Source organism: Acidobacteriota bacterium (genome assembly GCA_028875575.1).
GTDB lineage: Bacteria > Acidobacteriota > Terriglobia > Versatilivoradales > Versatilivoraceae > Versatilivorator.
This window is the reverse complement of sequence record JAPPDF010000026.1, coordinates 1-20,231: the sequence shown is the minus strand read 5'-3', so window position 1 is coordinate 20,231 and position 20,231 is coordinate 1. Positions and strand designations below refer to the sequence as shown.

Below are 20,231 nucleotides of genomic sequence, written 5' to 3'. Positions count from 1 at the left end.
GGAATTATTCTGTCTGGCGATTCTGTTGACGCCTAGAGAGGAAGGAAGAACCGCGGTAAACGTCCAAGATTCCGTTGTGGAACTGCTTGGTGCAACGTTTCGGACGCGTTATGAGGACGAATCGCGCTGTCTTTGCCTGCGGGTGTGCCGACGCGCTCCAGAGAGCATCTGCTGCTTCGCCGTTTCGGCCGGCCAGGAATAAGAAACTGGGAGAGTTATTCCAGTAATTCAACAACGTCCCCTTTTTTTCTTGCCGAGTTGACCGTGGATTCGGCGCAACCTCAGGGCAGGTGCATAGCTGGGCTACAGGTCGCCACCCGTCCACCCTGGTCCCCGCACCACCCGGCCCGGAGTTGCGCCGGTGTGCTCACCCTCTTTGATGACCGGCTGACCGTTGACGAGAACGTGCATCACGCCGTACGAAAATCGATGTGAGTCTTTGTAAGTGGCATGATCCACGATTCCGTCGGGGTTGAAGACGACGATGTCCGCGAAAAACCCGGGTGTGAGGCTTCCACGTCTCTTGATCCCGAGGTTCCCGGCCGGGAGAGACGTGAGTCTCCGGATCGCTTCTTCTAAAGAAATCACACTCTCCTCACGAACGTATTTTCCAAGGAGTCGGGCGAAGTTTCCGTATGCACGCGGGTGCGTGCCGAAGTGGTTGAAGGGTGGTTCCGGTGCCATGGACGCTGCGTCCGATCCGAAAGAGATCCAGGGCAAGGCAATGAGGCGCTTCACGTTTTGCTCGGACATCAGGAAGTACACCACCCCGACACGGCTGCCGTCTTCGATCACGAGATCCATAGCCGTTTGCTGCGGGGAAGTCCCTCGCTCGGCGGCGACCTCGGCGAGAGTCCACCCGTTGTATTTCTTCAGGTCGGGATTCAAAAAACGGGTCAGAAGGGTTCCTTCGGAACCGGCCGCACTCAAGAGGTTCTCCCAATCGTCGGATCGCTCCAGCATCTCGCGCTCCACCCTGTTGCGGGTTTCCGAATCCTGTAACCGTTCGCTCCACGCCGCGTACCCGCCTTCCTGAACCCACGGAGGCATCGCGGCATTCAAGCCGGTGGCTCCGGCCGTGTAGGTATACATGTTGGCCGTGATGCGGAGGCCTTTTGCCTGGGCTGCTTCGATGCGCTCTACCACGTCTTCGATCTTTGACCAGTTCTCCTCGCCGCTCATCTTGAGGTGGTAGATCTCGGCCGCAATGTCGGCCTCCTCGGCAATCGTAAGCAGTTCATCGAGCGCCTCGATTAGACGATTCCCCTCGCTTCTCAAATGAGAAATGTACATGCCTCCAAACCTGGCCGCCTCGGCGGAGAGCGCAATCAACTCGTCAGTCTCGGCGTAGAAAGCCGGAGCGTAGATGAGCGAAGAGCCAAGGCCCAAAGCGCCGTCTTTCATGGCTTCGGTGACCAGCGCGATCATGCGCTCGAGTTCCTTTGGAGAAGGCTTGCGATCTTCGTAGCCGAGTTCATGAATGCGGACCGATGTAGCCCCCACGAACGAGGCGATATTCGTGGAAACACCCTTCGCCTCCAGAAACTCCAGGTACTCACCCAACGTAGTCCACGGGACTTGGTCACTGTCCAGTAGCCTGGATACTTCCTCGTCAGACCCGACATATCTGGAGAAACGGTCCAGCCATACCTGCTTCATGGCCTCGTTCATTGGCCCAGGTGACTTCCCCTCTCCGAATACTTCGAGGGTGACGCCCTGAAGGAGATCTCCCTGGCTGCGACCGTCGATGATGAGGGATTCGGTGGCCCAGCTCAGCATGTTGATGAATCCGGGCGCAACAGCCAGGTCCGTAGCATCGATCACCTGATCGGCAGTGGCCCCCTCGAGATTGCCCATTGCAGCGATCGTGTCTCCAGCGATGGCAACGTCGGTCACAATCGGCGCGTTACCCGATCCGTCGTAAACCGTACCGCCACGAATCAACACGGCATAGTCGTTGGTTGACTGACAACTGACAATCGCCAAGGCTGCGATCAAGGTCCAAGGCAGCCAGAATCTCATGATCGCCTCCTTTCAGGTCTTACCTGGGACAATGTTCGTGACATCTTTGGCAACTCGTCTGGAGAATTCAACCCATTTCCATTGGGACCTTGGATCAATCACCAAGACTTGAAAGTCAGCTGAGAAAGTTCCTGACCGGACCGAGTTCTTGTACCAGTGGTTGTAAAAGGGTTTACAGCACTTGGAGTTGTGAACCCGGGTTTAGAACTCCAGGACCTGTTTCAGGGCAAAAGCCACTTCCACGGTTCATTGGATCTTCATTTGACTCTCGACGTGAATGTGCTCCATCAGCAGTGTGCTGGGCAATCCTTCCACGAACCCATCTCCCTGTGGCCGGCAGACCGGGTGGTACGTTTATTCTTCTCGGGGCAATAATGTCTGACAGAAAAGTGTTCCAGCTCAGAATGCTGGGTTTCAGACAACTGGACAGGGGATGTAAGAATGTTAACGGCGTTTACGGGCGGGGGATTACAGGGTGGATCAAACCAATTGTTAAACTAGATAAAATAATCATGATAATAGACTTACATATCATTCCTGGCGGAGAGGGCGGGATTCGAACCCGCGTGGGAGTGACTAACCCCCTAACCGCTTTCGAGGCGGCCCCGTTATGACCACTTCGGTACCTCTCCGCATGATGGGACTGTGTCTCGACAGCCCGGAATCGGGCTAGCGCCGAAGCCGGAAGAACTCCTGCAACAGCTTGACGGATTCGGCTTCCCCGACCCCCGACACCACCTCCACCCGGTGGTTGACCGATCCCGATTCGAACAGCCGGAGATGGGAATCGACCGCGCCGGCCTTGCGGTCTTTGGCGCCGTAGACGAGGCGTTGGACCCGGGCCCACACCAGGCTGCCGGCACACATGGCACACGGCTCCAAGGTGCAATAAATCGTCGCTGAAGTCAAACGGTAATTCCCCACGCTTCTGGCAGCCTGGCGCAGGGCCACCACCTCGGCGTGGGCCGTCGGATCTGATCGGGTGATACTCTGGTTATAGCCCCGTCCCACCACGTTGCCATCCACCACCACCACTGCCCCCACCGGGACCTCGTTCATCGAGAAAGCCTTTCGGGCCAGGCGCAGGGCCATTTCCATGAAAGGATCGGCTATGGGCGGGTCCTGATGGCTCACCACAGTTCCTTTAGCGGGACTTGAATTCAGATCGAACATCGGACACCTGAACCTTCGGGCCCTGCCGATGACCTTGCCGCGGCCTTTGAGAGGCGGTAGGAGACCGCTTCGAGCCGGGCCGGTTTCAGTCGCAGGGCAATTGGTAGGCCAATCTGCGTCTCTTGCGGGTCTTGAGGTCTCGCAGGGACTCGCAGACCAGGAACTCGGAAGGCGGGATGTCGGGGCTGTTGGGGCATTCGATTTTGCGTCCCTCCGAGATGAGCCCCGGGCGGGTGGCGGCCCTGAGACTTCCATCCCTTCCGATCACCAGATAGGCCTTCACGTCCAGGCTTTGGCTGGAACAGAGCGGCTGCGGGTCCCAGCTCACCCAGATGGAATCCCCCTGGACCGCCCGAACCGGCGCGTTCAAGGGGAGATCCCAGCGGGCGATGACCTTGCCCTTCCTGTTAAATTCCAGCACCCAGTCGGGCAGCAGCCATTCCGACAGTCCATGGCTTCCGAGATCCTTGACAAAGGCCTGGACGGCCGTTCCGCAGGGATGGGACTCAAGGTTGCCCGCCGTTCCCGACCGCCTCAGCACCTCCCGGACACCCGATGGGAGGGCTCCGCCGTCTTCCTGAGCCAGCATGAAGCGGAGCGGGATTCCCTGCTCTTTCCGATAGGCTTCCAACTGTTGGCCGGCAATCCGGCGGACCAGGAACCCCAGCAGGAAGCGGTCCCAAACCAGGGCCTTTTCCCGCATGGGTCCGAAGACTGTTGTTCCCCCGGTTCCCGCGGCCTCGAAACAGCCCGCCTGCACGGGTGTCGGCCGAGGCGAGAACGGAAACGCAAATCCGGACAGCATGGGCACGCCCAGGATGACGCCGGCGATCATGGCGAACAGAGAATTCGGAGGGAGCAACGGCAGAGTCCTAACCCAACTCTTCCCTGACCACTCGGGCCAGATAGATCGAGGCGGGAGGCATCTTGCCCGGCCACAGCCCGCCGCCGATGTACTGATGGGCGTCAGTGGTGATCGAGTGGGAATAATAAACCACCAGCAAATCGCCATTGGCTTCCTCGATCATGCCCGGATAGGAACAGTCTCCCCAACTGGGCAAGGTTACCGCCTGGGTCAGGGCGCCGGTCCGGTCCTCCAGGGTCCACATGCGGGTCCCGTAGCGCTGTGCTTTGTGAGGATAGTCAGGGCGCTGCGGGTGAACCTGCTCGCTATCTCCGTCGATATAGCGGCCGGCGACCATCCATCGATCCTTGGCCCAGCGCACCGCCGGGGCTTGAATCATTCGATCCAGGGGCAGGCGCCGCCAGCTCCGATAGGGCGGATGGCTGAGGTATGCGAGGGCATGCCGGCTCCCGGGCCTGGCTCCCGGATGAAGCTTGGAGGAAGCGCCCTTGCGGCTCACCGCCAGGATTCGGCCATCCGGGGCGAAGTCGAAGTCGGTCTCGTCGTTGTCCTCGGCGGCAATATCGCTGACCTTCCCCCAGCTCAAACCGTCCGCCGAGCTGAACAAGGAGGCGCTCTCGAACATCTCGAAGGTGTGGGCCTCCGGAATCATGCTCTCCAGCTCAGGCGAAAAGGACCACTCCTGCCCGTGGCAGCGGTAACCGATAATGTAGTGGCGCCCCTTGAAGGTCTGGGGCCGCCAGATCCGCCAGCTCGGGTCCAGCAAGGGCTCAGGGTCCTCAAAGCGGACGCCGTCCTCGGTGTAGCTGACCCCGGTACGAAAAGATGTATTGTGGTGGCCGACCCACCGTTCGAAGCTTTCCTCCGATCCCTTCAGGCTCAGCCAGCGGCGCTTGAGATCGGCCTTGCGTTGCGGGCTGACGTCCATATCTCCCGAGGTATAGAAGTAAAAGACCAGAATCAACCGATCTTTGAGGGGAAGAAACTTGGGGCACACGGTCGTACGGGTGGTGTTCTCCAGGACTCCCCACTCCCCTGCAGACTTGTGAAGCACCGTCTCCCAGTTGACGCCATCGGTCGAAGAAACGACCAGGAGGCCGTGGCCTCCGCCGTGGTTCTTGCCGCCCGAGTTGAAAGCCACATAGTAGCGCCCCTGCCAGCGACAGATGTCAGGCCAGGCGTTGTGGGTGCCGTCTCCATGGATTTCGCGCACGCTGACCCAGCGGTATCGAACCATTGCGGGAGATTCACTGGCCCACGATCCGCCGGGGAAGGCCAAGGGTCCGACCGGCCCTGCCAGGCCCAGACCCAACCCGGCCCCGACACTCCTCAGGAAGCTTCGCCGATCCGTGAGGTTCCGATTATTCATCGATTCCAACCTCCCTTTTGCTACCCCATGTCACCGTCAGACAACATCCAATCATCCCGGGGATTGATCCAAAAACGAAACACTGATGGCCAATATCGAGACTGCCGCCGGCTCCAGGGGAACGGCCGCTCGGGCAGCCCAAGCAAGCCGCCTGCAATTGAACGAGAGATGGGGAAGTGGTACGCCCGGCAAGATTCGAACTTGCGACCTTTGGTTTCGTAGACCAACGCTCTATCCAACTGAGCTACGGGCGCTCCGCATGAGGGCCGGCACGGCGAGACTGACTTTCGTCAAGCGACCCCATCTTGTAACATATCTGCCCGGCCGGATCAAATGGCGTCCGGCGGCGGGCTGGACAACGTGATTTTAGTACCGGGATTCCTTACCGGTGGTCCGTTCAAGGGCCGGGAGTATCGCCTGTGCACCTGACAGGTTAAGGAACAAGAATGCGGGCGGGACGCCCGCGCTCCCGGGTGGGCGCATTCCAGGCCATCCGGGGTATCCCCAGGCACTCATTTCAACCCTTCGTCCATACTCGACCCATGGAATCGACGAAGACGCCTGAAAAATTCACGCTGGCCGGGGTGCAGATGGACCCCACCCTGATGGACAAGGAGGCCAACCTGGCGGGGATGATCGATTCGGTGGAGATCGCCGTCGCCAAGCAGGCTCGACTGGTGGTTTTTCCCGAATGCGCCCTGACGGGTTACTGTTTCGAAAGCCTCCAGGAAGCCCTTCCCTACGCTGAATCCATCCCCGGTCCCTCCACCCAGCTCCTGGCAGGTCTCTGCCACAGAACCCGAGCCTACCTGGTTCTGGGGATGCTGGAAAAGGACGGGGACCGCTGCTTCAATGCGGCGGTCTTGATTGGACCGGAGGGGGTGGTGGGCAAATACCGCAAGGTGCATCTGCCCTGTCTGGGAGTGGACCGCTTCGTGGACCCCGGAGATCTCGGTTTCGGGGTGCACCGGACCCCTCTGGGACGTATCGGCCTCAACATCTGCTACGACGGATCCTTTCCCGAGAGCGCACGCATCATGGCACTTCGGGGAGCCGACATGGTTCTGCTGCCAACCAACTGGACCGCGGCGGCCAAGGAGTTCGCCGAGTTTCTGGTCAACGCCAGAGGCCTGGAGAACAAGGTGTATTCGGTGGCGGTCAATCGGGTCGGCCAGGAGAGAGGGTTTGGCTTCATCGGCACAAGCCGTATCGCCGACCCCTCGGGCCGGACCCTGGCCCTGGCCGGTCCCGAGGAAGAGGACATCATCTTCGCTGAAATCGATCCCTCCATCGCTCGCGACAAGCACATCACCCGCGTTCCCGGCAAACACGAAATCAACCGCTTCACGGATCGCCGCCCCCAGTACTACGGCAAGATCGTGGAAGCTTCCGACCCGGACCCGGGAACATTCACCACAACCCGTCTACATCAGCACGCCTTTTATAGCGGAGGTGACAATGCCTGAAAAATTCACGCTGGCCGGGGTGCAGATGGACCCCACCCTGATGGACAAGGAGGCCAACCTGGCGGGGATGATCGATTCGGTGGAGATCGCCGTCGCCAAGCAGGCTCGACTGGTGGTTTTTCCCGAATGCGCCCTGACGGGTTACTGTTTCGAAAGCCTCCAGGAAGCCCTTCCCTACGCCGAATCCATTCCCGGGCCTTCCACTCAACTTTTGGCCGGTCTCTGCCACAGAACCCGGGCCTACCTGGTTCTGGGGATGCTGGAGAAAGACGGTGACCGCTGCTTCAATGCGGCGGTCTTGATTGGACCGGAGGGGGTGGTGGGCAAGTACCGCAAGGTGCATCTACCCTATTTGGGAGTGGACCGCTTCGTGGACCCTGGAGATCTGGGTTTCGGGGTGCACCAGACCTCTCTTGGACGCATCGGGCTCAACATCTGCTACGACGGATCCTTCCCGGAGAGCGCGCGCACCATGGCACTCCAGGGAGCCGACATGATTCTGCTTCCAACCAACTGGCCCACGGGGGCGGAGGAGTTCGCCGAGTTTCTGGTCAACGCCAGGGGCCTGGAAAACAAGGTGTATTCGGTGGCGGTCAATCGGGTCGGCCGGGAGAGAGGGTTTCGCTTCATCGGCACAAGCCGTATCGCCGATCCCTCGGGCCGGACGTTGGCCCTGGCCGGCCCCGAGGATGAAGACATCATCTTCGCTGAAATCGATCCCTCTGCCGCTCGCGACAAGCACATCACCCGCGTTCCCGGCAAACACGAAATCAACCGCTTCAAGGACCGCAGGCCCCAGTACTACGGCAAGATCGTGGAAGCTTCCGAATCGGACTGAGCTTCCGGCTCGGACGGGACTTCCGACTCGGACGGAGGGGGCGGCCCGGGTTGCCAGGGAACGGCGCCGGCCTTTTGGATCCGCAGTCGAAGAATGCGCGAGAGCCTGGAAACCACGCGGGGCTCCTGTTCGGCAAGGTCGTGTTCTTCCAGGGGGTCCTCCCTCACATTGAACAGCTTGAAGGGCTCGAAGGGTGAGTTCTGCAGCAGCTTCCAGTGCCCCTGGCGGACCGCATAGTAGTCTTGTCCCTGGTGGAGTCGCCCTCCCTCCCGGCGAACCCAATGGAGGGTGCGTTCGATCGGCGGCGCCATTTGCCCCACCAGGGTTCTGAACAGGGACACTCCGTCGGTCTCCGACTCCACCGTCAGCCCCGCCACCGTACAGATGGTCGGGAAAAGATCCATGGTCAGCGCCAGCCGGTTGGAGGTAGTGCCGGGACGGATTTTCTCCGGCCAGACCACCACCAGCGGTACCCGAATCCCTCCCTCGTACATCTCCCTCTTTCCACCCCGCAGGTCCCCGCAGTTGGCTTCCGCCCGCAGGTCCCCGCCATTGTCACTGGTAAACAACACCAGGGTTTCGCTGTCCTGCCCGTTTTCCCGGAGCGCCTCCATCACCATTCCGATTCCCTCATCCAGATGCTCGATGAGAGCCACCAAACGGGCCCGTTTTTCGCTCAGCCCCCCACTCCGCTGCGCCAGCCGCTCCAGGTGGAAAGGCGGCGGTTGAGCCGGCGCACGAGGGGCATTGTAGGCAAGAAGGAGAAAAAACGGCTGGTCGTCCTCTGCCCGATCCATCAGATAGTCGATCGCCCATTGGGTGAAGAGGTCGGTGGCATGTCCGGCCGGCTCGATGGTCTCTGCATTGAACCGCATGTGGTTCACGCCGCGGCGCGTGTGAAGGAAATAGTCGTCCATCCGGTCGGCCAAAAACCCCCGGAACAGGTGGAATCCCCGCTCGTTGGGGAGATTGGGCGATTCCAGACCCAGATGCCACTTGCCGATCAGGGCGGTCTGGTATCCCGCCTGCTGCAGCAAACCGGGAAGCAGCGTTGCCTCCGGATTCAGGTAGCCCCAACTCCTCTCGGGCTCGGGCCGAATGTTTCCCGGGACTCCTACCAGGTCAGGGTACCTTCCGGTCAAGAGTGCCGCGCGGGTGGGAGCTCCCACCGTCGAATTCGCATAAAATTGATTGAAGCGCATGCCCGATTCGACCAGAGCGTCGATGTGAGGGGTCTGCAAGTCCTCCGCGCCCGAACTGGACAGGTCCCCATAGCCCAGATCATCCACCAGGATCAACAGGACGTTGGGGGGACGAGGCGGCTCCTCTTCTTCAACTTCTTCACCTTCTTTAACTTCTTCAACTTCTCCACCTTCCTCGGCCGCTCCGGAACCCTTGGCATCCTCAGCGCCTGGATTCTCTTGAGTCTCCTCCGCCGGGCCCTCGCGCTGGGAGGCGTGGAATTCCGAACCCCCGTAAAGCATCCACAGGGCAAGCACCAGCGCAAGCATGATCTTCATGAAATTGCGGTCCTCCACCTGCCATCCGGCCCGGTCACGGCGCAATCCGGGAATCGTGCCGATTGACCCTGCCTCCCGGTTGTTTCGGAATGGCATTGCCACCAAAACCCGCTACAATAGCCCAAGCCCCCAGCGCACCTTTCCTTGAGGTGAGTTCATGAATTACCGCTATCGATACGCGACCAGCTCCATCTCCTTTGGGGGGCCCCTGACACCCACGGTGAAGTGGATCATCATCGCCTGCGTGGTGGTGTTCGTGATGCAGGTCCTTTCGGGAGGACTGAGCGGACCGATCACGGCTCTGTTCAGCCTCACCCCTTCGATGGTGCTCGGCAGCCTTTATCTCTGGCAGTTGTTTACCTACATCTTCCTGCATGCCGGCGTCTTTCACCTGCTGATCAATATGCTGATCCTTTTCATGTTCGGGTGCGAATTGGAGCGTTACTGGGGAGGGCGGCAATTCTGGCGCTACTTCCTGGTAACCGGAATCGGCGCCGGCCTCTGCATCACGGTGGTCAACTTCTTTTCCTATCAGGGATCGACCTTGGGGGCTTCGGGAGCCATCTATGGCGTCCTGCTGGCTTACGGGATGACCTTTCCCGACCGCATCATCTACGTGATGCTGTTCTTCCCGCTTCCCGCCAAAATCGCCGTGATGGTCTTCGGGGGCATTGCCTTCCTTTCGAGCTTGTCCGGAAGCGCCTCCGGAATTTCCCATGCGGCTCACCTCGGCGGCATGCTGGTGGGCTACCTCTATCTGAAGCGAGGTCCCTATCGAGGCCGGCCGGGAGCGAGATGGTATCAACCGATCAAGGACGCTTACCTGGAGTACCGTTTTCGGCGGGCCCGACAAAAATTCGAGGTATACCTCAACAGGAAAGAACGCCAACGCCGCGATAACGACACCATCCATTAACCGCCCTTCCGCGGGGAAGCGCTCTCCTCAACCCCTTTTACCCTCAAGCACTCGAGCAAGAAGCAACTGCCCGCCGGCGAAAAACCGTCCCGGATGCCTCCGGTGACCCGGCCGCAAGTGCAACCCGGCCGGAAACGATCCTCTGCACCGGCAATATTTCGGAGCAGACCGTTCAGAAGCCGGCCCGATCCGTCTCAGGCACGAAATAGGTGGTGCGGGTCCTGGCCCGAAGGCTGGGATCTCTCACCTCTACCCGGACTCGCCGCATTCCACCCTGTGTAGCGGGGCTGTTGGAATAGTAAGCCAGACTGAAGGTGTGCCGCAATTCATGGGCAACCTTGGAGTATTCTCCTTTCAGGTCCGACAGGTCGGCCACCAGGAACATTTTTCCGCCGGTCTCGTTGGAAAGCTGGCTCAATCGCTCGGTTTGAATCTGATAGACCTCCTCCAGAACCGAGAGACTCAGCCGAGCGTTTTCCACGTAGGGATCCTCCTCTTTGTCCTCGCTTTCCCGGATATAGCGTTCCAGGATCTGCTTCTGCCGGTCCTTGTTCAGGATAGTGATGGGATAGAAGACGGCATCGTCCTGGGCCAGTCGTCTGCGCAATTCATCGAAAGACACCCGGCTGGAGTTCTCCATTCCGTCACTCAGCACCACGATGGCCTTGCGGCCGCTGCGAGTCCGTTGCAGGCTCTTGAGGGCCATGTCCACCCCGTCGTAGACCCGAGAGCCGCCGACCGAATAGGTGGACAACCGCTTGATGGCTCTTCGAAGCAGCTTGCGTCTATTGGTGAACTTCTGAACTTCCTGGGGGAAAAAGTGGGTTTCGGTGACCGATATCTGGTCGTCGGGACGCAGTTCCTTGGTGAAGTTGCGGGCGGCATCCTTGATCAGGTTGAGATTGTTTCGAGTGCTGATGCTGGTGTCGACCAGCAGCACCAACTTGAAGGGAGCCTCCACCGGGAAAAAAGTTGAGATGTCCTGCCGGATCCCGTTCTCGAAAACCGTAAAATCTTCCCGCGTCAGGTCGGTGACATTGTCTCCGTTTTCGTTCACCACCGTGACGTTCAACACCACCAGGTCCACATCCACTTCCAGACGGAAAGGCCCGTCGTCCTCCTGTGGACTTCCGGGTGGAGGGCCGTGTCCCGCCAAGGGCAATGGCGACAGCAGCGCCAACCCGAGCAGGATCACCATGGCGGTCCAAGCGCAACGGGTGTACATGGCACTGGATTCTAACACGGGTATCATGGGGACGGGTCAAGGCTCGGACCCTGGAACCACCCCGGCAATAAAAAGCTCCGGCCGGAAGAATTCCCGCGCCAGCGCGGCAACTTCCTTGGATTTCACTGCCTCGATTTGCTTCAGGGTGTTGGTGACGTCATAGACGGACTGTCCGAAAATAGCTTTCTCAGCCAGTTCCAGAACCTGCCGGCGCCGGTGCTGGCTGGAAGTCCGATAGTTTCGGATGGCTGCTCTCCTGGCCTGATCGATAGTCTCCTCCGACAGCGATCCCTCGCCCAGCGCGGTCAGCTGAGCTCGCACTGCCTCCAGAGCCCTGGCACCGTCAGTGGGTGCAGCCGTCAGGCGGGCAAAGAAGTATCCCCCCCACTTCAGTCGGCGCTGCGAGGCCAGGATGTCGATTGCCAAACCCTGGCGCTGCTTCAGAGCCAGCGACAGGCTGCCTCCGATACCTGAGGCCAGGTGCTGCAGCACCGTAAAGGCCGCCAGTCGCGGATCGGAGGCCTGCGGCCCCAGAAATCCGGCCTGTGCCAGCCAGGGATGCCCCTTCCCGGTCCTTCCCTCGAGCGCGCGAGCCCCGGTCAGACTTTGCAGATCGGCAATGTCTTCGTATTCGATGCGGGACATCCCGGAGCGCCTCCACTTGCCCGCGAACCTGGCGGCAAAGAAGCTCCCCTCCACGTCTCCGGCAATGACCACAACCGGCTGAGTACCCAGGACATATCGCCGGTGCCATTCCAACAGGTCCTGACGGGTTAACGTTTGCAGGGCTGCCCGCTCTCCATTGGGGCCCCTGCCATAGGGATGAGCGCCGTAGGCGGCCCGCAGGAACAATTGCTCCGCCTGACGGCGTGGATCGTCCAACTGCCTTGCGGTTTGCAAGCGCAAGGCCTGTTTCTGAGCCGTAATGGCCTCTTCTTCGAAGGTCGGCCGTTGCAGGGAATCCGCCAGAATATCCACACAGGCGGCGAAATTTTCGGAGAGACCATGGAGCACAAAACCAAAATAGTCAGGGTTTACCACTGCATTCACTTCCACTCCCAGCCTCTCCATGAGGGCGGCCGGATGGGTGGGTTGCAGGGCCGACCCGGCCCCGATTGCGGCGGCAGCCATCAGGCCGGTAATTCCCTGCTTGCCTGGTGGTTCCGAGGCCTGGCCACCCGGAAAGAAGATCCCCATGGAGGCAAGCGGCAACCAGCGCCCTTCCTGGACCCAAACGTCAGGTCCTCTGAGGATGGAGAACTTTCTCAGGGGCGGCACCAGCCCCGCCGTGCTGATTTCCCGGGGGCCCCTCTGACTGGACGACCGCCCTTCTGCCTGCTCCGTCTGCTCCGGCAGGGGAACCTCGATCCAATCGTCGCCCTTGATTTCACCGACGGCGCGAGGCAGCGCAATTCTCAGGAACTCGCGGTAGCTGTTGGAGTTGAATTGCCTGATCTCCTGCGAGTTCGACTGGTACTCCAGAAGCGTGCACCTTTCCAGAGCGAGATACCGACGGGCTGCGGCAACCACTTCCTCAGAGGTCACCGATTCGATTCTCTGAAGGGTTTCCTGCCAGATCTTGAAATCCGCCAGGTGCTCGTGCCGGGCAATCTGAATCGCCAGGCCCAACAGCCCTTCCTGTGCCTGCAGATACTCGACAGCGACCAACGCCCGGGCTCGCTGGAGGTCCGATTCAGCCAGGACGCCCCGCCTGATCCGCTCTATAGCGGCCAGAGCGGTCACCGCCGACCGGTCCAACCCCGGACCGCCCGCGCCAAGGCTCAGGGAGAGAAAACCGGTCTGGCCAGGAACGATGGTGTCGGTATCGGCCACATGAACCGTCGACCGGGCCATCTCCAGGCGGCGATTCAGCACCGAAGTCTTGCCTGCCGTCAATACGGCTTGCAGCACCTTGCAGGCGTACCAGTCCCGGGTGAAGGCGGCAGGCAGGGGAAATCCCATCTGGATCCCCGCTTGATGCAGGTCTGCCCGCCGGTAGGCGTAGGTGAAGCCATCCGTTCCGGGGGTGGGAGCGGGCGGATGATCGAGCGTGGGTCCCGTAGGAAGTGCGCGGAAACGCTTGACGATCTCTCGCAGGAGAGCCCGCCGGTCAAAATCACCGGTGACGGTGAGCAAGACGTTGCCGGGAGCGAACCAACGACTATGAATTCTGCTGAATCGAGAACCGTCGATGTCATGCAGATTGCCGGGGGAACCGGTCCTTTGATCGAATCCCCTTCCCCTTCTCAACGCCAGGTCAAACAGCTGCCGGCCGTACTCGCGCTCCGGGGAGGCCTTTCTGAATCGGCGCGGTTGGCGGACTGTTCGTAGAAGTTTCCGCACTCTCTCGGGCGACGGATTCCATTTCTCAAGAGCGGCGACTTGAAGGTCCAATCCCTTCCGATAGGCTTCTCGGGGAAGAACAGTGGAAAACCAGGCATGGTCCTCACCCACCCCGGTTTCCAACACCGCTCCGATTCTCCTGGCTTCCCGGGCAACCGTTTCCTGTCCACCGGTTAATGGGGAATGAAGCAGCAGCGGAGACCAGAAATCCCAGAAACCCTGACTGGATGCGTCCTGGTGCAGGCGGCCGGCCTTGACGTAAGTCACCATGGCCACCAGCGGCGTGTTGCTCCTCTCGAAAAGGAGCACCGACAGGCCGTTCTTGAACACGACCTTGGTGAAGGGCCCGACATCCTCTCGAGACATAAAGGGCCCGACGATTCTCAGCGGTGGAGAGTCGGCTGCATTGTCTTGCGAGGCGTGGCAGGAATTGGCGGGCTCCACCAGGCCGATGGGGCTCAACAGTCCCAGCCAACCGCAGAGAACCGCCGCTCGCCAATTGGACCGTGTGGGGACCATGCTCAGAACTGTTCGACCGCGTAGGGAAGGGGCTTGCCTTGCAGACCGGCTCGAATGTTGTCCACGGTCATCCGGGCCATGCGGAGGCGGGTCCGCGATCCGGCTGAACCCAGGTGAGGAGTGATCACCAGGTTGGTCAATTGCAGCAGCGGGTGGTCGCGTGGCAATGGCTCAGGTTCGGTGACATCAATGGCGGCGCCGGCAATCCTCTTGTCGGCCAGGACCCGATAGAGTGCCTCGTGATCCACTACCCCTCCCCGGGCCACGTTAATGAGAATGCCGTCCGGACGCATCCAGGAAAGCTGCTCCTCTCCGATCAGGTGCCTGGTCTCCGGCGTCATGGGAACATTGAGCGTCACGAAATGGGATTGTTCAAGAAGTTCCCTCAGGCTGGCATACTCCGCTCCCAGCTCGCTCTCCGCCACCGGCTTTCGGTGCCGGGAGTGGTAGAGAATCCGCATGTCGAATCCGCGAGCCCGACGAGCCACCTCACGCCCGATGTGGCCCAGGCCGACAATTCCGAGCGTGCTGCCGTGGACTTCTCGTCCCAGGAACAGCGAGGGGTCGTAGTACAGAAAGTCAGGCCCACGTGCAAAGCGGTCACCGGCAACCAGGTTGCGGGCTGAGGCCAGCAGCAGGGCCATGGTCAGGTCGGCGGTGGCTCCTTCTACCGCTCCGGGGGTGTTCCCCACCGCAATGCCCCGGGTCGCCGCGGCCGCAAGATCCACATGGTCGATGCCGACACCGAAGTTGCTGATCACTTTGAGATTGGGCAAGCGGTCCATAAAGGGCCCGTCAATAATGGGATGACCGTAAAGAAAAAGTCCCGCGACCTCCTGCAGGGATTCCCTGGATCCCTCCTCCAGCAAACTCCAGGGTCCCGAGCGGCAGTCCGGAGCAAACAGCTCTTCAATAAAGGAAGCCAGAGGCACGTCTACCAGAATCAGCGATCGAGGCATCGGCAGTTACCGCAATGATGCAGGAGATGGAAAGGCCTTGTTCGTGGACCCCGCTACCCTGGAAGCGGGGACAGGGATTCGGCCGCAGCCGCGGCGCTTCGGGCGGAGAACCACAGAGGCCCGGGGGTCCCGGCTCGGACATGCCGGGGGTTCAGGTATCATCCGCCCTGAGCTTTCCGGCTGTCAGGACGCCTTCCGGCTTTTGTTTGACCAGGCCGTAAGCCTTCCACCCCAATCCCGAAAACGCGTACCCGGCAGCCATGAGGAGCAGGACGATTTGCGAGTAGAAGTAGATGAGCGCCACCAGCATGGCCAGGAGCACGAAATTGACGAATCGCTTGCGGCTCTTGAGGTCGATATGCTTGAAACTGGGATATTTGAGCGTGCTGACCATCAAGAAGCCCAGGAATCCAACCAGCACATTCCACAGAATCCCCGCGAGCCAGTGTTCCGGAGGTTCCGGAGAAAAGTGCACGGCGGCGGCAATCATGGCTGCGCCGGCCGGAATCGGCATTCCCACAAAGGGCCTTTCCGATCCGGTTCCCGAGGGCGAGGGCTTTGCGCTCTGGATGTTGAAACGCGCCAGCCGCATGGCGCCACACACCAGGAAGCCAAAGCAAACGATCCATCCCAGTTGTTGCAGGTGCAGCGAATGGGGCGACTCCGGAGCGAGTGTCCGAACTCCCCAGAGATAGGCCAGTATGGCCGGAGCCAGACCAAAGGTAACCACATCGGCCAGGGAATCGATCTGCACGCCGAATTCGCTGCAGGAGTTGGTCATTCGGGCGATCCTGCCGTCCAGCCCATCGAACACCACGGCAAAGCCGATGGCAATGGCAGCCAGGTTGAATTCACCCTTGAGGGCGTTGGTGACCGCAAAAAATCCGCAGAAGATGGTCCCGATGGTGAACAGCGTCGGCAGGACGTAAATGCCCCGCCGAAACCGGCGTTTTTGGGAATTACTCCTCATTGCGCACGACCCTTCCGATTACGGTGCTGCCTCCCCGCACCCGAGTTCCCCGACTCAATTCCAGAACCACCGTTTCGGGAACAAAAACATCCACCCTGGAGCCGAACCGAATCAAGCCGATGCGCTCGCCGGACTCGACCGCGTCACCAGGCTTCTTCCAGCATACGATTCGACGCGCCAATATCCCGGCGATCTGACTGAAACGGACTGTCAAGGAACCGTTGGCGACCGTCAGTACGTTGCACTCGTTCTCTACCGAAGCGCGCCGGTCGAAGGCCATTCGGAATTTTCCCGGATGATAGCAAACATCCTGGATGGTGCCCGCGATCGGCGAGCGGTTGATGTGCACGTCCCAAAGGGAGAGAAAGATGGAAACCCTGGTGGTCCCATCCGCTTGCTTCGCCAAATCCACGACCTTCCCGTCCGCCGGAGCCAGAACCAGATCCTCTTCGCCCGGTATATTCCGGTGGGGGTCGCGGAAAAAGAGCCCAACCAAAAGAGCGATCCCCAGACAAACCGACCCGAGCAGCATGAAGCCCATGATCCACAGCAGACCGGTGATCACCAGCAGGGGGATCAGGAAGACAAAGGCATCAGCGGCGATCTTCATGGTAGCGACCCTGGCTTCGTAGCCCATCCATTATATATCAGGTGCCGGGTGGAAGCCGTCACCTGCCAGGATGTCAGCAGCCTTGGAGCCGCTGCTCTCTCACTCGGATTCCTCACCGGCTCGCGGAAATAAGGATACAATGATTTTTATTATCAAAATGTTGAATGCATCCAATTAAAGGTCTTGTAGATATTGACTGCCTCGATCGACTCCCCGGTGAGAAATGTGGGCTCGACCGGCTGCAACATTGTCTGCCGGAACGAAAAAAGGGAACCGCAGGGTTCCCTTTCGATCCGGCCAAACATCCTTCAAGGTCCGACCATTCCCTGGCGGGCCTCAGCCAAGCCCGCCCACCCGGACCTTCAGTCCTGCTGCTGCCTCTGGGCTTGAATCATCTGCTGCATTCGGTCCTTGGCCCGCAGCTTCAACTTCTTCAAGGTCACTTCCTCGAGCTTTTCTTGCTCGGAAAGAAAACTTCTGTTCAGCAATAGGGACAGTTTTTCGTCATAGGCGCTGTGTTCTTTGGCAAGTTTTCTGAACTCGTCACTGGACTGCAAGAGATGCTCTCTAATATCCAAGGCGCTTGACACCGTTCCTTGTCCTCCTTCTGTTTGCTAAAGCCTGATTTCCGATCTGCCTCCATTGCCCAAAACTATCACAGCGCCAAAGACCAACTCAAGGAGCAATCGGGCCGCTCGCGAACAGGCTGGTCTCCTGTGTCAAAAACACTACAGCTTCAAGTATTCCTTCAGTTTTCGGGAGTTGGAACGACTCACCGGTATTTCGGTCCCGGCCTGGTCGGCCATCTTGAGCTGCAGGGTCCGGTTGAACCAGGGAACCACCTCCTTGATCCTGTTGATATTTACCAGGAAGGACCGATGAACACGCCAGAAGACCTGCGGATCCAGATTGGCCTGCAACTCCTCCAGAGTTCGATAGTGGGTCTCCCCATTGAGATCCCGGGTGGACACCTGAACACAGCCATCCGAAACGCTGGCAAAGACAATGTCGTCGGCATCGACCATCAGGTGGCGTTTCCTGTCCGTGACCAGAAGCTTCGACTTCCTGGGGGTGGCCGGAATGAACTGCTTGAGCAGGTTCCTGATCCGGTCGTCGACCGGAACATTGGACTCCAGTTGCTTCCTTGCTCTCTGGATGGCCATTTCCAGCCTGGATTTTTCAACCGGCTTGAGGATGTAGTCCACCGCGTTGACCTCAAAGGCCCTGACCGCATACTGGTCGTAAGCCGTGACAAAAATGACCTGAGGCAGAACCTCTTCCTTGACCAGCTGGTGAACCACCTGAAAACCGTTGAGTCCAGGCATCTGAATGTCGAGAAACATCAGATCCGGCTCCAACTCCTTGACCAGACGAATGGCTTCCACCCCGTTGCGGCCCTGGCCGACCACCCCGACGCCGGGAACCGAATCCAGCAGGAAGTGAAGCTCCTCCAGGGCCAACTCCTCATCGTCAACCAGGATACAGGAAATAGGCATCTCAGGATTTTCTCTCCCCGGAACCAATCAGGCTCCGGCCGCCCGGTTTTCGCGGGATTCCTGCAGGGGGATTTCAATATGGGTAAAGGTGCCTTCCCCGGGCCGGCTGCTCACCGTAAATGCGAAATCGGTCTGATAAGCCACCTTCAACCGCTCCAGCACGTTACTGATACCGATTCCGGAGTGGTAGATCGAAGACAGCTTGTCGTTGGAAATTCCAAGCCCGTCGTCGGCAACCTGAATACACAAGCGTTCCTCCTGGAGCACCGAGCAAATCCTGATTCGGCCCCCTTCGATCTTGGGCGAAATGCCGTGTCTGATCGAGTTCTCGATGATCGGCTGCAGGATCATGCTGGGAATCATGCAGGACAGCGTCCGATCGTCGATTTCCTTTTCGACTCTCAGCTTGTCTTTCCCGAAGCGACTCACTTCGATGTCCAGGTAGTTGTCGATAAACTCCACTTCCTCCCGCAGAGGGATGAAGTTTTCGTGTCCCTGCAACAGCTTGCGCAGGATGTGCGAAAGCTTCAGGACAGTGGCTCTCGCCTTGGCGGGGTTGGAACGGATCAGCGACGCGATGGAGTTCAGGGTGTTGAAGAGGAAATGAGGATTGATCTGATTGGCCAGGGCGTCCAGGCGGGCCCTCACCACCAGCACCTCCTGCTCGGCAAGCTTGATTTCCAGCCGGGTGTTGTTCCAGACCTTCAGGGTGACTCCGATGCAGCTCAGCGAGGCCACCAGAATCAGGGCAAACACGATCAGGCTGTCGGTGGGAAAATAAAACAGTCGCGACGAGGTCAATGCTTGTCCCAGTAGCTGCCGCAGGGCCTCCACGCCGACGCAACTGAAAAAGAAGATGAGTTGCCAGCCGCTCTTGCTGAAAAGCTGCCTGGAAAAGAAGGAAAGAATCAGGTTGATAAAAACGAAGGGCGAGAAGTTCCAGATCTCTTCTTTCCTGGGCGAAAGGTTGCGCAGCAGCCCGCTCAACAGCCCCAGGGTCGGGTAGATCGCCAGGGCCGCCCACTCCTGCTGCTGCAGCAGCGCCACCATCCCCACGCAGCCCCCGACAATGGCTCCGACGACGGTGCCGCCCAGGAGACCGGCAATGAAAGTGCCCTCCAGGCTGAGGTCGAAGGCAGCGAACGGATTGATGGTCCCGCTGCCCACCCCGGCGCCTCGGATGACCACCCCGATACAGAGCGGCAGACCCCAAAACCGGATGAGGGTGAGTTTCTCCGCGGCTTCCCTCTCCTCGGCAAAGAGCGTTTTGCGAAAGGTTTGAGAACGAGTCAGCAAGGACGCCAGGGAGGCGATAATCCCCAGCTTGACCAGGAGCGCAATCAATATCTCCCGGTTGGCGGCAAAGATTTCCACTACTGAAATTCCCTCAACGGCAGTCCACGTCGCTGGCGACGGTAGCGCGAAATAGGATCGCCCGCCCGAAGCGTGGAGGCGCAGCATCACCGTGCGGCTACTCTAACACCCGACTCCCGAGAATGCCAGACAGGGCGCCCGGCCGCGGGCCGTGCCAGGGGTCGCAACAGACCCGCAGGCATGGAGCGAAAAGAGATCCACGAATTCGCACCAATGGACTTGAATGGAGTCATGGCACCAGCCTCTTCCACTCGAGCTGTGGACGCCTGCAATCGAGGATCGATCCGCTACCAAGAGTAATCTGTGTTCATTCGTGTCCATCTGTGATTCACTGCTCCTGTTTGACTATGAATCGGTTTTTCGACACTTGGCGCTGGGCGCTGTTCCAGCCAGGTAACGCTCCTGCCCTGCCGGGCAGATCATACAGGGAGAAACAGGGGCCTCTTACGAACCTGGGAGACTGGACCCCCACCGGTTCGACTGCGGGCTTCGCTTTCGGGGCGCCGCGTTGGCCTCGCCGACTCCCCCTCAAGGGGGGAGTGATAGAGTTCTACTGGAAGCCTTGT

16 protein-coding genes and 2 tRNA genes are annotated in these 20,231 nt (G+C 59.7%); 3 read left to right on the top strand and 15 right to left on the bottom strand.

Annotation, left to right across the window (positions count from 1 at the left end; translation table 11 throughout):
• Nucleotides 1-303: 303 nt before the first annotated feature.
• The 6 genes from OXI69_03095 to OXI69_03070 all read right to left on the bottom strand — a co-directional run bounded on the left by OXI69_03095 (nucleotide 304) and on the right by OXI69_03070 (nucleotide 5,683).
• Nucleotides 304-2,022, bottom strand: a complete 1,719-nt coding sequence (locus tag OXI69_03095; GenBank protein MDE2665117.1) for an amidohydrolase family protein — start codon at nucleotides 2,020-2,022, stop codon at nucleotides 304-306.
• A gap of 538 nt (nucleotides 2,023-2,560) precedes the next feature.
• A tRNA-Ser gene (locus tag OXI69_03090) sits at nucleotides 2,561-2,654 on the bottom strand.
• A 37-nt stretch (nucleotides 2,655-2,691) separates the two neighbouring features.
• Nucleotides 2,692-3,156, bottom strand: coding sequence for a tRNA adenosine(34) deaminase TadA (gene tadA, locus OXI69_03085; protein ID MDE2665116.1), 465 nt, complete (start codon nucleotides 3,154-3,156; stop codon nucleotides 2,692-2,694).
• Between the two features lie 124 nt (nucleotides 3,157-3,280).
• Nucleotides 3,281-4,057 carry a hypothetical protein gene (locus OXI69_03080; protein MDE2665115.1) on the bottom strand — a complete coding sequence of 259 codons (777 nt, stop codon included), beginning with the start codon at nucleotides 4,055-4,057 and terminating at the stop codon, nucleotides 3,281-3,283.
• A 10-nt stretch (nucleotides 4,058-4,067) separates the two neighbouring features.
• On the bottom strand, nucleotides 4,068-5,429 hold the full coding sequence (locus tag OXI69_03075) for a hypothetical protein (protein MDE2665114.1): 1,362 nt from the start codon (nucleotides 5,427-5,429) through the stop codon (nucleotides 4,068-4,070).
• A 177-nt stretch (nucleotides 5,430-5,606) separates the two neighbouring features.
• Nucleotides 5,607-5,683 (bottom strand) — tRNA-Arg (locus OXI69_03070).
• A gap of 192 nt (nucleotides 5,684-5,875) precedes the next feature.
• Between OXI69_03070 and OXI69_03065 the strand changes: the two genes are divergently transcribed.
• Together OXI69_03065 and OXI69_03060 are read left to right on the top strand one after the other, a co-directional pair.
• Complete coding sequence (locus OXI69_03065; GenBank protein MDE2665113.1) at nucleotides 5,876-6,895, top strand: carbon-nitrogen hydrolase family protein; 1,020 nt, start codon at nucleotides 5,876-5,878, stop codon at nucleotides 6,893-6,895.
• On the top strand, nucleotides 6,888-7,733 hold the full coding sequence (locus OXI69_03060; protein MDE2665112.1) for a carbon-nitrogen hydrolase family protein: 846 nt from the start codon (nucleotides 6,888-6,890) through the stop codon (nucleotides 7,731-7,733). The genes OXI69_03065 and OXI69_03060 overlap by 8 nt, the downstream gene beginning before the upstream one ends.
• Here OXI69_03060 and OXI69_03055 read toward each other — a convergent pair.
• Nucleotides 7,697-9,253 carry a sulfatase-like hydrolase/transferase gene (locus tag OXI69_03055; GenBank protein ID MDE2665111.1) on the bottom strand — a complete coding sequence of 519 codons (1,557 nt, stop codon included), beginning with the start codon at nucleotides 9,251-9,253 and terminating at the stop codon, nucleotides 7,697-7,699. The two genes, OXI69_03060 and OXI69_03055, sit on opposite strands and share 37 nt — an antisense overlap.
• Before the next feature lie 157 nt (nucleotides 9,254-9,410).
• Between OXI69_03055 and OXI69_03050 the strand changes: the two genes are divergently transcribed.
• Nucleotides 9,411-10,169 carry a rhomboid family intramembrane serine protease gene (locus OXI69_03050; GenBank protein ID MDE2665110.1) on the top strand — a complete coding sequence of 253 codons (759 nt, stop codon included), beginning with the start codon at nucleotides 9,411-9,413 and terminating at the stop codon, nucleotides 10,167-10,169.
• Nucleotides 10,170-10,341: 172 nt separating this feature from the next.
• On the opposite strand, the gene OXI69_03045 is transcribed toward OXI69_03050, so the two are convergent.
• The 8 genes from OXI69_03045 to OXI69_03010 all read right to left on the bottom strand — a co-directional run bounded on the left by OXI69_03045 (nucleotide 10,342) and on the right by OXI69_03010 (nucleotide 19,665).
• Nucleotides 10,342-11,412 carry a VWA domain-containing protein gene (locus OXI69_03045; protein MDE2665109.1) on the bottom strand — a complete coding sequence of 357 codons (1,071 nt, stop codon included), beginning with the start codon at nucleotides 11,410-11,412 and terminating at the stop codon, nucleotides 10,342-10,344.
• A gap of 18 nt (nucleotides 11,413-11,430) precedes the next feature.
• Nucleotides 11,431-14,256, bottom strand: coding sequence for an insulinase family protein (locus OXI69_03040; protein ID MDE2665108.1), 2,826 nt, complete (start codon nucleotides 14,254-14,256; stop codon nucleotides 11,431-11,433).
• A gap of 2 nt (nucleotides 14,257-14,258) precedes the next feature.
• Nucleotides 14,259-15,215 (bottom strand): D-glycerate dehydrogenase, encoded by a 957-nt coding sequence (locus tag OXI69_03035; GenBank protein ID MDE2665107.1) that lies wholly within the window; start codon nucleotides 15,213-15,215, stop codon nucleotides 14,259-14,261.
• Nucleotides 15,216-15,366: 151 nt separating this feature from the next.
• Nucleotides 15,367-16,185, bottom strand: coding sequence for a CDP-diacylglycerol--serine O-phosphatidyltransferase (pssA, locus tag OXI69_03030; GenBank protein ID MDE2665106.1), 819 nt, complete (start codon nucleotides 16,183-16,185; stop codon nucleotides 15,367-15,369).
• Entirely contained in the window at nucleotides 16,175-16,795 is a 621-nt protein-coding gene (locus OXI69_03025; protein MDE2665105.1) for a phosphatidylserine decarboxylase, read from the bottom strand. Before OXI69_03025 ends, pssA begins: the two co-directional genes overlap by 11 nt.
• Before the next feature lie 362 nt (nucleotides 16,796-17,157).
• Nucleotides 17,158-17,385, bottom strand: coding sequence for a DUF465 domain-containing protein (locus OXI69_03020; GenBank protein ID MDE2665104.1), 228 nt, complete (start codon nucleotides 17,383-17,385; stop codon nucleotides 17,158-17,160).
• Between the two features lie 138 nt (nucleotides 17,386-17,523).
• The gene (locus OXI69_03015; protein ID MDE2665103.1) at nucleotides 17,524-18,291 is read right to left on the bottom strand and encodes a LytTR family DNA-binding domain-containing protein; all 768 of its coding nucleotides are present in this window, start codon (nucleotides 18,289-18,291) and stop codon (nucleotides 17,524-17,526) included.
• A 27-nt stretch (nucleotides 18,292-18,318) separates the two neighbouring features.
• The gene (locus tag OXI69_03010) at nucleotides 18,319-19,665 is read right to left on the bottom strand and encodes a histidine kinase (GenBank protein MDE2665102.1); all 1,347 of its coding nucleotides are present in this window, start codon (nucleotides 19,663-19,665) and stop codon (nucleotides 18,319-18,321) included.
• Nucleotides 19,666-20,231 lie beyond the last annotated feature (566 nt).

Bases quoted from the DNA above. Each gene is read 5' to 3' on its own strand.
- OXI69_03095 (MDE2665117.1), bottom strand. From the start codon at position 2,022: ATGAGATTCTGGCTGCCTTGGACCTTGATCGCAGCCTTGGCGATTGTC.
- OXI69_03075 (MDE2665114.1), bottom strand. From the start codon at position 5,429: ATGAATAATCGGAACCTCACGGATCGGCGAAGCTTCCTGAGGAGTGTC.
- OXI69_03065 (MDE2665113.1), top strand. From the start codon at position 5,876: ATGCGGGCGGGACGCCCGCGCTCCCGGGTGGGCGCATTCCAGGCCATC.
- OXI69_03060 (MDE2665112.1), top strand. From the start codon at position 6,888: ATGCCTGAAAAATTCACGCTGGCCGGGGTGCAGATGGACCCCACCCTG.
- OXI69_03055 (MDE2665111.1), bottom strand. From the start codon at position 9,253: ATGAAGATCATGCTTGCGCTGGTGCTTGCCCTGTGGATGCTTTACGGG.
- OXI69_03050 (MDE2665110.1), top strand. From the start codon at position 9,411: ATGAATTACCGCTATCGATACGCGACCAGCTCCATCTCCTTTGGGGGG.
- OXI69_03040 (MDE2665108.1), bottom strand. From the start codon at position 14,256: ATGGTCCCCACACGGTCCAATTGGCGAGCGGCGGTTCTCTGCGGTTGG.
- OXI69_03035 (MDE2665107.1), bottom strand. From the start codon at position 15,215: ATGCCTCGATCGCTGATTCTGGTAGACGTGCCTCTGGCTTCCTTTATT.
- pssA (MDE2665106.1), bottom strand. From the start codon at position 16,185: ATGAGGAGTAATTCCCAAAAACGCCGGTTTCGGCGGGGCATTTACGTC.
- OXI69_03025 (MDE2665105.1), bottom strand. From the start codon at position 16,795: ATGAAGATCGCCGCTGATGCCTTTGTCTTCCTGATCCCCCTGCTGGTG.
- OXI69_03015 (MDE2665103.1), bottom strand. From the start codon at position 18,291: ATGCCTATTTCCTGTATCCTGGTTGACGATGAGGAGTTGGCCCTGGAG.